The sequence below is a fragment of the Methylotetracoccus oryzae genome (genome assembly GCF_006175985.1).
GTDB classification, from domain to species: Bacteria; Pseudomonadota; Gammaproteobacteria; order Methylococcales; family Methylococcaceae; genus Methylotetracoccus; species Methylotetracoccus oryzae.
The window spans coordinates 105,947-119,708 of the sequence record NZ_SRSH01000004.1; the positions used below are offsets into that span (position 1 = coordinate 105,947).

The following is a 13,762-nucleotide window of genomic DNA, read 5'->3' on the forward strand; positions in this document are numbered from 1 at the left end:
GCCTCGCCGGCACTGTCCTCCGACTCACGATGCTGTCGCTCAATGACGGCAATCACCAGAACTGCTCCGCGCAACCGGGGAACGTCCCATCTCCGGATTGCCCGGACGACCGCCCATCTCACAATGCGAGCCAGCCACCGAAAACGACCAGGGCATCTTCGTAGTGCCTGACGGCCTGTTCTCGATCCATCAGGACCCATTCAATCCGGCCTGCTGCTGAGCCCGCGAGGTCCGCAGCAACTCGCGCCCGCACGTACCTCCGACCGTCTTGCTCCGCCCCCACTGCAGCGAGCTGAACGCCCATTGACATCGCCTCCGGTACGACCGGCACCTAGCCGTCACGCGGGATAGCGTAGGCCTTGGCGCAGAGCCTAGCGTCGGGATTTACGTGCTCATTTTTTCAGCCTACCGCTCGGCTGCTTCAATCGCCGACAAAGACCGGAACGGCAAGGCGGGTACACCGAAGCACTGGCGGCTTCTCGAAACGCTGTGAAACACCGTGACGGTATTGACCTATCCCACAAAAGCCCTCGAGCCGTTCGGATTGCTGGGCTCAAGGGCTACACCCCCGGCGCATCGTGATCAGCGACGGCAAACCGGATTCCCTCGCGCCCGGCATTCCTGTAAAGCACATCCACACTCCGCACCCAGCCGAAGACACTTTCCGCACCTTGGACACCCACCAACTTGACTTCAGATTTCCCCTTATAAGCCGAAAGCACTACGTTCCTGGTAAGCGCATGCCGGTCGCGAGCGAGTGGCCCACACCACTACAATTCAGGAGCTTAGGATGTCATCGAAACAATTAAGACAACCCCCTACACCCAGGCACTTACCACTTTTGTTGGTTGCCTTGACCCTACCATATATATAGAATTCCTAATATGCACATAGCCATCGGGGGGGCGCATGTGCGATCAGATACGCACATAGCCGGGGGGGTATGTGCCGTCGAAAGCTTCCAATCAACAGCGTTTCGAGTACTCCTCCGTGATAGCCCCCCCTTCCACGTCTTCCCACTTTCCAGCCAGAGCCTTGGCCCTGAACGGGCGGTCAGGATTCTTTACATCACCGGAACCTGACTCCGAGCCCCCCGCTCGGAATAAGCTCAAAATCCCAGAATAACGCTTTAGGTTCAATACCTTATGGACGTATGCCATAAGGTTGGCCCCGCTATTGCTTTATGGCTACGCGGCAATGATCAAGGCGTCGCGCGGCTGAGGGCGTTCACAGTGCGTTGATAGAAACGGATCCCGTACAGACAGGAACAACTGTCTCGGTGGTCCTTTTCCTGGCCCGTGAGCAGATCGCGCATCGAGGCACAACGAACGATTTCGTATCCAAAAGAACGTAATGACACAGCACAAGAAGAGGCAAGCGTAATGACACAGTGCAAAGAGGTTCAGGCATTGGCAGACAACCAAGGCCCCGATATCCGCATAGCGGATGAACGGGCCCCCATGAACGACGAAGGCGTGAATACTGCCCGCCGGGACCTGCTGAAGCTGGGCGCAACGGCCGGTGCCGGGGCCGCTGCAGCGACGCTGGGCGGTGGCGCACTACTGGCCCCGCGCAGCGCCGACGCTCAAGTGGTGCCCGCGCCGATCGTCGTCAGTCCGTGGAACACGGCCTGGGCCTTCGTGCAACCGATGCCGATCCCCGGGGTATGTCAGCCGACCTCGACGCTGCATGGCCCCCCTGCACAGAATCAGCCGTGGACCCGCGACTTCGTCACCGCCAACGGCTTGACACCCCATGTACGCAACAATCCGGGCCACGGGCAGGACGAGGAGTACTACGAAGCGCGGTTGGAGCCCCACCAGCGCTGGGCCGAATTCGGCAATGTCGATCCGGTCTACGAAAACGGGCAACTGGTCAGCTCCGGTCAGTTCAACGGGAAGATGTATGAACTGGAGTGTCGCGAGGCCGATTGGGACTTCTATCCCCCCGGCGCGAAAGTAAACGGACAACCGATCCTGCCGTCCAAGGTCTGGATCTACCACGACCTGAACTCCAACGCCGCCGGCGTCGTGCGCATCAACGCCCGCTACGGCGAACCGGCCCTGGTCCGTCTGTACAACAGCTGCCCGGTCGACAATCGGGGCTTCGGCATCGACAACTGCACGATGCACTTGCACAACGCGCACAACCCGCCGGAATCGGATGGCGGGCCGCTGCGCTGGAGCATCTCGGGCGAATTCTTCGATTACTGGTACCCGAACGTGCGTGCCGGCTTTGCCAGCACACACAGGAACGGCACGACCTACATCGGACCGGACAAGGTCGCCCGCCAGTGCCCCGGGGACTACCGGGAGACGCAAAGCACCCTTTGGTTCCACGACCACCGGATGGATTTCACGGCCCAGAACACCTACAAGGGCATGGCGTCGTTCTACACGCTGTTCAGTGACGACATCAACCTCGATACCGGCAAGGGCAATAGCTCGAAGCTGGCCGAACGGGGTCTCGGACTGCCCAGTGGCGAGTACGACATCCCGATTCTGTTGGCGGACAAGCGCTTCGATCCGAACAACGGCGGCGAGCTGTACATGGATACCCAGAACTTCGATGGCTTCCTCGGGGATCTGGTGACCTGCAACTTCAAGATCAAGCCGTATCTCAACGTCCAGCGCCGTCGTTACCGCTTCCGTCTGCTCAACAGCGGACCCTCGCGCTATTACGAGTTGTCGTTCTCGTACCGCAAGCCGGGCGCCACGACGAATACCCCACTCGGCTTCGTCCGCATCGCCAACGACGGGAACCTGCTCCCGAAGGCGCTGGGCCTGGGCAGCGTGCGCCTGGGTGTCGCGGAACGCGCCGACATCATTCTCGACTTCGCCGAGGTGCCGCAGGGCACGATCATCTACATGGAGAACCGGCTGGACCAGGTCACGCCAGCAGGGCCCGCGGGCACCTTGAGGGCCAGCACCTTCGACCCCAAGCAGCGTGATGCGACCCAGATCCTGCAGATCCGCGTCGGCGGACTGTCTGGCGGCGCCGACATCAGCACCAGCAAGGCCAAGTTGCTGGCGATGCCGAGCCTGCTGCCGCTGCCGGTGCTACCGCCGCCTGCCCGGACGCGTTCCTTCTCCTTCGCTGCAGCCGGTGCCCAATGGGTCGTCAACGGGCAGTTGTTCGATCCGGATGTCATCAGCGCGTTTCCGATCGAAGGGACGTGCGAGGAATGGACCTGGACTTCCGGCGGCGGGTGGGGCCACCCGGTCCACATCCATCACGAGGAGTTCCAGCTCATTACCCGCGGCGCCGTGCCCGTCGCCCCCGGGTCTGAGGATTACAGCCGCAAGGACGTCGTGCGCATCGGCAATGGCGGGATGGGCGTCGGCAATACCGGGAGCATCACCTTCAGAATCCAGTTCCGCGACTGGTTCGGTGACTACCCGGTCCATTGCCATAACGTCGTGCACGAGGACCACGCCATGATGTTCCGGTTCCAGATCGTGCCCCCGACCGATCCCAACGCCGGCAATTAAACAGCGCCCCACCTAACGCGATAGGAAGCTTCATGAACGAGATCAGTAAACGTGCATTCCTGACCCGGTTGGCGGGCGTCTCGGCCGGCATAGCGGCAGCGACCGCCGCGCCCCTCGCCCTTGCCCAGGCCACTGGCACAGCACCATCCGAGCCGTCGCATCGGGGCGAGCGGCTCAGCGCCGACGAGCGCCGCCGCAACCGGTTCCCGAACGTGCCGGTGGTCGACCACGAGGGCAAGCTGTACCGGTTCTACGATGATCTGATCAAGGACAAGATCGTCCTGGTCAATTTCATGTTCACCCGCTGCAACGGGACCTGCCCCGGCACGACCGCCAATTTGAAAAAGGTCCAGGCGGAATTCGGTGACCGCATGGGTCGTGACGTATTCCTTTATTCGGTCTCCCTGGACGCCGAATACGACACCGTCGACCGCTTGAAGGCTTACGCCGAGTTGTTCAAGGTCGCGCCCGGCTGGCGTTTCATTACCGGCACCCAGGAAAACCTCGACCTGATTCGCCGGAAATTCGGCCTGTACCGGACGGATCCCGTGCTCGATCGTCAGGCGGACAACCACGTCGGCGCCGTCAAATTCGGCATCGAGCACCTGGAACGCTGGGGGATGTGCAGCGCGATGACCAAGCCGAAATACATCGCGCGCTATGTGGAGTGGATGGAGCCGAAGGGTCGACGGCCGACGCTCCCCGAGATGACCGGGAGCGTTCCCGCTCGGATAACGACCTAGACGACGCCAGACACCATTCGATCGGCCCCGGCCACACACCGCCCAAACAGACGGGTGGCCGGGGAGCCGCGAGTTGCGCCGGGTCTTGCAAGCCGCGACACGGCCGGCCGCTCCGCCTATCGGGTGTTTTCGTCATAGCCACAATCCTTTAGCACTGTAGGAATTCTTCACCATGGTCATGCTCAATAAAGACGATCTGAACTTCATCCTGAAGCAGATCAAGATTGCCGAGAATCACGTCGCGACGAACTACACCGAGTACGTCGACGCGCAGGGTGTCCCGATCCCCAGCCTGCTGCCCTGGGGCCTGCGGACCGTCAGCGGGCAATACAACAATCTGGTGAATCCGCTGGCCGGATCGGCCGATCAGCCGATGCCGCGCCTGCTGGACCCCTACTATCGGGACGCGGAAGGCGGGACTTCTTACACGCAGACCGCCGGGGTCGTGATCGATTCCCAGCCACGGACGGTCAGCAATCTCGTGGTCGACCAGTCGCTGAACAATGACTCGGCGATCCTGGCGGCGCTGGAAGCCAATAAAACCAACAATTCGCAACAGGCCCTGGCCGAGATCGTGGCGGCTCGGGATGCCGCCGCCGCGGACCCTGCGGATGCGGGCTTGCAGGACGTCTTGCAGGCGAAGCTGGATCAGTACGGTGTCGTCGTCGACAACGGCAGCGTCGTGATTCCGAACGTCGCGACCGACGTCGGGCAGGGCCCTCCCTTCAGCGGCTTCATGACGCTGTTCGGGCAGTTCTTCGACCACGGCCTGGACCTGACCGACAAGGGCGGCAACGGCCTGGTGTTCGTGCCGCTGCAGCCGGACGATCCGCTCTACGACCCGGAAAGTCCGACCAATTTCATGGTGCTGACGCGTGCCACGCGCGGCCCGGGTGCGGATGGCGTGCTGGGCACCGCGGACGATACGCAGATCAACCGGACGACTCCGTTCATCGATCAGAATCAGACTTATACCTCGCACGAGTCACACCAGGTCTTCCTGCGCGAGTACGTGCTGAACGCCGACGGCGTGCCGGTCGCGACCGGCCGGTTGCTGACGGGCGCCGATGGGGGACTGGCCACCTGGGCGGATGTCAAGGCGCAGGCGGCGAATATCTTGGGTATCCAGTTGTCGGATCATGACGTGCACCGGGTGCCGCTGGTCGCGACCGACCTCTACGGCAACTTCATCCCGGGTGCCAACGGCTTCCCGCAACTGGTCACCGGCACGCCCGATGCCCCGGTGCTGGTCGAAGGCAATCCGCTGGCGCCGGTACTGGCGTCCAGCGCGCTGGCGACCGGTCATGCCTTCCTGGTCGACATCGCGCACAATGCCGATCCGGGTGAGGGAGAAGAGCCCGACGCAAACTTCGACGTCAGCACGGCCGCCGACGTTCAGCCCACCGGGACTTACGATGACGAACTGCTCGACCAGCATTTCGTCGTCGGCGACGGTCGCGGCAACGAGAACATCGGCCTGACGGCGGTGCATCATGTGTTCCATTCGGAGCATAACCAGCGCGTCGCCCAGATCAAGGACGTGCTGCTGTCCTCGGGCGATGTCGCCTTCCTGAACGAATGGCTGCTAACCGCAGTGGATACGATCCCTGCGGATACCAGCACACTGCAGTGGGATGGCGAGCGGCTGTTCCAGGCGGCGCGCTTCAGTACCGAGATGGTCTACCAGCATCTGGTATTCGAGGAGTTCGTCCGCACCGTCTCGCCGACGATCGATGCTTTCGGTGGTACCACCAGTGTGGATATCGATCCGGCGATCGTCTCCGAATTCGCGAACGTCGTGTACCGTTTCGGACACTCGATGCTGACCGAGACCGTCGATCGCCTCAGTGCCGACGGCCAGACGGCCGACCCGATCGGGTTGATCGAGGCCTTCCTGAACCCGGTCGAGTTTTCGGCGAGCGGCCTCGACCCCGATGCGGCGGCGGGTGCCATCATCCGCGGCATGACGCGTCAGGTCGGCAACGAGATCGACGAGTTCGTGACCGGCGCGCTGCGCAACAATCTCGTCGGCCTGCCGCTGGACCTGGCGACCTTGAACATGACCCGCGCGCGTGAAGCCGGCGTGCCATCGCTGAATGTGGCGCGCGCGCAATTCTTCGAGCAAACCGGTGACAGTGCCCTGGCGCCTTACGCCAGTTGGGCCGATTTCGCGCTGCACCTGAAGCATCCGGCCTCGATCATCAATTTCATTGCAGCCTACGGCACGCACGATTCGATCACCTCGGCGCCCACGCTGGAAGCCAAGCGTGACGCCGCCACGCTGCTGGTGTTCGGGGGCGCCGGGGAACCCGCGGATCGCCTGGACTTCCTGAATGCCGAGGGCGCGTACGCCGGTGGTGCGCTCGGCGGCTTGAACGACGTCGATTTCTGGATCGGCGGTCTGGCCGAACAGAAGATGCCGTTCGGCGGCATGCTGGGCACGACGTTCAATTTCGTGTTCGAAGTGCAGATGGAGAAACTGCAAACCGGCGACCGCTTCTACTATCTGAGCCGCGCCGCGGGCCTTAACCTGCTGAACGAACTGGAAGCCGACTCGTTCGCGGAACTGGTCATGCGGAACACCGATCTCGGTCAGCCCGGGGCCACCCACCTGCCCGGCGCGATGTTCCTGCAGCCCGACTACATCCTCGAACTGGATCAGACGCGGCAGAACGTGCCCGATCCGGTCCATGCCAATCCGGTGCTGCAGGCCATGAATCCGATGGTCGTGCGACGGGATCTCGACAACGACGGCGACGGCGACTATCTGCGCTACACCGGCAACGATCAGGTCGTGCTGGGCGGCACCAGCGAAGACGACACCCTGATCGGCGGTCTCGATGACGACACCCTGTGGGGCGACGAGGGTGACGACCGCCTCGAAGGGGGGGCGGGCAACGACCGTATCTTCGGGGGCGACGGCAACGACATCATCACCGATTCCGGCTCGACGCTCTTCGACACGATCCACGGTGACGCGGGCCATGACGTCATCAACGGCGGTGGCGGTCTGGATGTGATCCTTGGGGGCAGCGGTCAGGATTTCGTTTTCGGTGGCACGGACACCAATACCATTACCGGCGGCCTCGACAACGATTTCCTTGCCGGAGCGACCGGCGGCAGCCTGATCCACGGTAGCGAGGGTGACGACTGGCTCGAGGGCGGTGCCGGGGTCGACACGCTGTTCGGCGACAACGGGGCGCCGCTCTTCAACAGCACGCTGATCGGGCACGATGTGTTGAACGGCCGCGGCAACGACGGCGTTTATAACGCCGAGTCGGGCGACGACATCATGTTCCAGGGTCCCGGCGTCCAGACCAACAACGGCCTGGCCGGCTTCGACTGGGCCATCCACAAGGGCGATTCCGCCGCTGCCAATACCGACCTGGGCATCCCGATTTTCGTGACCGCGCCGGAACTGCTGCTGCTCGATCGCTTCGATCAGGTCGAGGGCCTGTCCGGCTGGATTCACGACGACACGCTGACCGGGCGCGACGTGCTGACCGGCGGCTTTCTGGGGGTCGGCGAGCCCGGCGGCCTGCAGCCGGATCCCGCCGCCCCGTTCCTATCCTATGCCAATGTGCTGACGGAAGAAGGGGTCGCGCGCATCGCCGGGCTCGACACCCTGGTGGCCCATCTAGGACGGGCCACGCTGACGGTCGGCGCGGAAACCATCAATGTCGTCGTGCTGGACCCGGGCGCCCTCGTGCCCGATGTCGCCGGCAATCTGACGATGATCGACACGCCGTCCGATATCCTGCTGGGCGGTGGCGGCAGCGATCGGCTGTGGGGCATGAGCGGTGACGACATCATCGACGGCGATCGCTGGCTGAATGTGAAGATTCGTGTCAATGACGGGGCCGGCAATGCGCTCGGCTGGGCCGATGACATGAGCAGCGCGGTCCGCGACGCCGCGGGCAGCGCGCTCTACGGCGGACGCGCTTTGAGCGCCTTGATGCTCGATCGCACCCTGAACCCGGGGCAACTGGTCACGGAGCGCGAAATCGTCGATGGGGACGAATTCGACACCGGCGTCGACACAGCGGTGTTTGGCGACGTCATGACCAATTACACGCTGACGCTCAACGCCGACGGCAGCATCACCGTCGCGCACATCACGGCACTCGGCCTGGGTGGCGGCGGCGGTGGCGGTGGCGCACAGATTCGTGACGGCATCGACCGGGTGTTCAACTGCGAGTACCTCGAGTTCGGCGGCTTCCAGTTCGCCGTGGCGAATCTCTTCAACACCCCGCCGGAAATCATCAGTGACGGCGCGTTGGCAACCGCAGCGGTGGCGATCGAAGAGAACACGACGCTGGCGACGACGATCAGCGTGCTCGACGTCGATGGGCCGTCCGACCCGATCTTCGAAATCGTCGGCGGTGCCGATGCGGCCTTGTTCGAACTGCTGCCGACGGCGACCCCATTCGAGAACGGCTTGAGCTTCATCACGGCGCCGGATTTCGAACTGCCGGCGGATGCCGACGGGGATGGCGTCTACGAGGTCACCGTGCAAGTCGGCGACGGCTCGGCGACCGACACGCAGACCCTGTCGGTCACGGTGCTCGACGTGAACGAAGCTCCGACGATCACCTCGGACCCTGTTGCCACCGTGGATGAAAACACGACCTTCGTCACGACGGTAACGGCCCTGGACAGCGATGTTCCGGCCCAGACAATCAGTTATGGGATTGCCGGCGGCGCCGACGCCGCCCTGTTCCAGATCGATGCGACAACCGGCGATCTGAGCTTCGTCGCAGCCCCAGACTTCGATCTACCGGGCGATGCCGACGGTGACAACGTTTACGACGTGAGCGTCGAGGTCAGTGATGGCCTGGTGGCCGCTACGCAGGCGTTGTCGGTTACGGTGCTCGATGTGAACGAACCCCCGACCATTACGTCGGATCCTGTCGCAGCCGTGGATGAGAACACGACGTTCGTCACCACGGTCACGGCACTTGACACTGACGTTCCGGCGCAGACACTCAGCTATGCGATCGCCGGCGGCGCGGATGCGGCGTTGTTCGAAATCGATGCGACAACCGGCGATTTGACTTTCCTGGCGGCACCCGATTTCGAAACGCCGGGGGATGCCGATGGCGACAACATCTATGATGTCACGGTTGAGGTCGGCGACGGCGCGGCGACCGACACGCAGACCTTGTCGATTACGGTGCTGGATGTCGCGGTTGAGAACACGGCGCCGACGTTCTCGTCGGACCCTGCACCCGCCCTGGACGAAAACACGACCTTCGTGACGACGGTGACGGCCGTGGACACCGACGTGCCGGCGCAGACACTCAGCTATGCGATCGCCGGCGGCGCGGATGCGGCGTTGTTCCAGATCGATGCGACCACAGGTGACCTGAGCTTCATCGACGCGCCGGACTTCGAGACGCCGGGCGATGCCGATGGCGACAACCTGTATGACGTCACGGTCGCGGTCGACGATGGCTCGGTCACCGTCACGCAGGACCTCATCGTCACGCTGAACAATGTCGACGAGGCCGGTTCCGGCACCGTCGGTATTGCCTCGTACGTAAACACCGGCGCGACGGCGAGCCTGACGGCAACCAATGATCTGGCCGACCCCGACGGTATCGTTGGTGGCATCCAGTACCAGTGGCAGCGGCAGGTAGGCGGGATCTGGCAGAACATCGCCGGAGCAACGGCAGCGACCGTAACCGGCCTCAGCAACGCCACGGTGCGGGTGACGGCCAGCTACGACGACGGCTTCGGCCTCAAGACGGTGGCGTCCAGCGCACTGGCGGTGATTACCGGCACGACGACCAACAATACGGTCGTCGGTACCGCCGCCGACGATCTGATCCTCGGTCTGACCGGGAACGACTTGCTGACCGGCGCGGCCGGCAACGACATCGTCGATGGCGGTGGTGGTGGCGATACGCTCTTCGCCAGCATCAACGATGGGGATGACGACTATCGCGGTGGGGCCGGCACCGACACCTATTCGTTGGGAGGCACCTCTGCGGATGCGACGGTCGATCTCGGGGTCGGCACGGCATCCAGCGCGCAGACCGGCAACGATACACTGACCAGCATTGAGCGTGTGGTTGGCGGTTCGGGTAACGATCTGCTGATCGGCAGCGCTGGAGTGAGCAACCGTCTGACCGGCGGTGCGGGCAACGATACCTACCAGGTCCAGGATGCCGGCGATGTCGTGGTCGAGGCCGCGGGCGGCGGTACCGACACCGTGCAGGCTTCGGTCACTCATACCCTAGCCACCAACGTAGAGAACCTCACGCTTCTTGGCCTGGGCAACATCAACGGCACGGGCAACGGGGGCGCAAACATCCTGACCGGCAATGCCGGCAACAACGTGCTGAACGGTGGCGGTGGCGCCGATCGCCTGATCGGTGGTGTCGGCGTCGATGCCCTGACCGGCGGCGCCGGTCGAGATACGTTCGCGTTCGCGGCGGGCGACAGCAGCGCATCGGCGGCGACCTTCGACTCGATCACCGATTACGCCAAAGGCGGCGCGGGTATCGGCGACCTGATCGACTTCAGCGCGGCGCTGACGCGCGGCGGTTCTGCCGCCGCAGCAACCGCCACGCAGGCCTCCATTAACCAGACGACCGGAGTCGCCACCTTTGCAGCCGGGTCCGGAGGGACCTTGGCGGACGCCATTGGTGACATTGCCGCGCGGTTCACCGCGGCGACCGATGCAGCGGGCGAGTTCGCGCTGTTCCGTGTCGGTGGCGCCGGCAATTACCACCTGTTCGTCTCGGATGGCGTGGCCGGGGTCGGTGCGAACGATGTCCATGTCGAACTGGTGGGCGTGACCACGGTCGCGTCAATCAACCTCGCCGGGGGCGATCTGACGATCACGGCATAGCCCGTACGGGGGTTGTCGACGAGGCGCGTGCGCAGCCAACTGCTCAACGCCTCGCCGGCATCGGCCCCGGTCAGAGATCTTTAATGTGCAGGACAGAGAGTGTCGGCAGACACTGCCTGCCTCTAGGTCAAACGTGAAAAATTCAGCCGACTTGCAAGGGTCGGCTGTACCTTGAATCCAAAGCAAACAGGCGGGGCAGATCCGGACCCAAGTGGACCCGAATCAATGGCAGCAACCCTTACGGGGGGCTGTTTCGGCCACTATCAGATACCGCGGGGGCGGCATTTGCGACGACCACCGCATCGTAAGGTAGGCAGATCGTATCGGCAGTGATCGACAGCGGAAGATCCAGCAATGCGACCGGCGCCTTCAGCCAGGCATTGCCTCCGAGGTGATCACCGGCAAACGCCGCTCGGATGGTCCGTGCATCCTGCAACGTGCCAGGATAGATCGTCCAGGGCTCGGCCCGGGGCGGATCGAACGCGGCCAGACCGCGCTGTTCGATACTCGCGCACGCCGTCAGCGCCGCACCGGCGATGACCACCGCCAATACCCGAAGCGCGTCAAACGTTTTTGCGTGGCAAACGACGGACTCAACCTCCTCAGGCTTTCTCCATCCAAATTTCATAGACACGATTGCTTACTCCGCTATACCGATGGCTCTGTGGCGCGCCGCGATAGACTATCCGAAAACACGAGGCAGAGGTCCAGGTTTCTGCGCTATGCTAGGAACTCGTCGGTGCGGTAGACTCATGGTAGTCAATCGCGGTAATAACACCTTCGTCCACTGATCGGCGGTACCGCTCGACGAATCCAGTGGGGCCCGACAGCGCACTGTCCGAGTCGCCCACCTATCGTCAACAGCAAGGACTTCGCAACGATGACATCCCGAACGGCCGCGCTGCGCTCCGGTCCGGAACCGGATCTGAGGCGAGCGCTCGATCTGTGCCGCAGCTCGTTCGTGACGGCAGGCTTCTTCAGCCTGTTCATCAATCTGCTGCTGCTGCTGCCGTCGATCTACATGATGCAGGTCTACGACCGGGTGCTGGCCAGCAGCAGCGAGTCCACGCTGATGATGCTGACGCTGATCGCGGTGTTCCTGTATGTCGTCATGGGTGGCCTGGAATGGCTGCGCGCCCAAGTCCTGATCGTCACCAGCAATCGCCTCGACCAGGTCCTCAATGGTCGCGTGTTCGATGCCATGTTCACGCAGGCGCTGGCCAGCGGCGGCAGGATGTCCACCGTCCAGCCGCTGAACGATCTGCTGCAGTTGCGCCAGTTCCTGACGGGCCCGGGCCTGTTTGCCTTCTTCGATGCACCCTGGATGCCCTTTTACCTGGTGCTGATGTTCATGTTCCACTCCTGGTTCGGGTATCTGGCCGTCATCTCGATGGTCGTGCTCGGCGGAATCGCGGTCTGGAACGAAATCGCCACCCGCGACAATCTCGGCCGGGCCAATCAGGAGTCCATCGAGTCCAACCAGTTCACGCAGCGCAACCTGCGCAATGCCGAAGTGATCGAGGCGATGGGCATGCTGCCGCGGATGCGCAGCCGCTGGCAGGACCGCCAGGTCGCGTTGCTCGGCCTGCAAAGCCAGGCCAGTTCGAAATCGGGCCTGATCACGTCGCTGTCGAAGACCTACCGGCTGACGCTGCAGTCGCTGATCCTGGCCCTCGGCGCCTACCTCGCCATCCACCGGGAAATCACCCCCGGCCTGATGATCGCCGGCTCGATCCTGCTCGGGCGCGCCCTGGCGCCGCTCGACCTGATGATCGCCAACTGGCGGGGTTTCCTGCAGGCCCGCGAAGCCTATCGGCGCCTGGACGGCCTGTTGAAAACCGTGCCCGAACGCGCCCCGCCGATGCCCCTTCCCGAGCCCCGCGGTGAAATTGCCTTCGACAAGACCGTCATCACCCCGCCCGGCGCGGCCGGCGCGGTGCTCAAGGGGATCACGCTGACCATAGAGCCGGGACAGGCGGTCGGCATCATCGGTCCCAGCGCAGCCGGAAAGTCGACGCTGGTCCGGGCGATGCTGGGCCTCTACAAACCGGTATCCGGTAGCGTGCGCCTGGACGGTGCGGAACTCGACCAGTGGGATCGCGAGGCGCTCGGTCAGCACATTGGTTACCTGCCGCAGGATGTGGAACTGCTCGATGGCAGCATCAGCGAGAACATCGCCCGCTTCGGGACGATCGACCCCACGCAGGTGGTCGCCGCGGCGCAGGCGGCCGGGGTGCACGACATGATCCTGCGGCTGCCCGAGGGCTATGAAACCAAGATCATAGGCCAGGGCAAGATGTTGTCGGCCGGTCAACAGCAGCGCCTTGGGCTGGCGCGAGCCTTGTACGGGAGCCCGAAACTGCTGGTGCTGGACGAGCCGAATTCCAACCTCGATCAGGACGGCGAGAATGCGCTCGTCAAGGCCGTGGTCCAGATGCGGCAGCGCGGCAGCACGATCGTGCTGGTCACCCACCGCCCCAACATCCTCGGCATCGTCGACAAGATCCTGCTGCTGGTCGACGGCCAGAGCGCGATGTACGGACCGCGCGATCAGGTGCTGGCCGCGCTCCAGCAGAAGGCTCCAACGCCCGCGGCTCCAACGCCCGCGGCTCCGGCCCCGACGCTGGCCACGCAGACCGCTCCGGCGGGCTAGGACTCCCCCGCGCCCCAAC

Annotated in this window: 5 protein-coding genes; 4 read left to right on the forward strand and 1 reads right to left on the reverse strand. The window is 63.6% G+C overall.

Translation table 11 applies throughout. The features are described from left to right. Positions 1–1,382 precede the first annotated feature (1,382 nt). The 3 genes from BWR02_RS05730 (at position 1,383) to BWR02_RS05740 (ending at position 11,090) form a co-directional block, all read left to right on the forward strand. Positions 1,383–3,491, forward strand: a complete 2,109-nt coding sequence (locus BWR02_RS05730) for a multicopper oxidase family protein (protein ID WP_139556794.1) — start codon at positions 1,383–1,385, stop codon at positions 3,489–3,491. Positions 3,492–3,523: 32 nt separating this feature from the next. Then, positions 3,524–4,234, forward strand: a complete 711-nt coding sequence (locus tag BWR02_RS05735) for an SCO family protein (RefSeq protein WP_139556795.1) — start codon at positions 3,524–3,526, stop codon at positions 4,232–4,234. A gap of 178 nt (positions 4,235–4,412) precedes the next feature. Beyond that, positions 4,413–11,090 (forward strand): peroxidase family protein, encoded by a 6,678-nt coding sequence (locus BWR02_RS05740; RefSeq protein ID WP_201276175.1) that lies wholly within the window; start codon positions 4,413–4,415, stop codon positions 11,088–11,090. A gap of 238 nt (positions 11,091–11,328) precedes the next feature. Here BWR02_RS05740 and BWR02_RS05745 read toward each other — a convergent pair whose 3' ends face one another. Continuing rightward, a complete protein-coding gene (locus tag BWR02_RS05745; RefSeq protein WP_236101985.1) occupies positions 11,329–11,718 on the reverse strand; it encodes a YceK/YidQ family lipoprotein in 390 nt (129 codons plus the stop codon). Between the two features lie 252 nt (positions 11,719–11,970). Here BWR02_RS05745 and BWR02_RS05750 point away from each other — a divergent pair, with 252 nt between their 5' ends. Further along, complete coding sequence (locus BWR02_RS05750; RefSeq protein WP_139556798.1) at positions 11,971–13,743, forward strand: type I secretion system permease/ATPase; 1,773 nt, start codon at positions 11,971–11,973, stop codon at positions 13,741–13,743. The last annotated feature ends 19 nt before the right edge of the window (positions 13,744–13,762 follow it).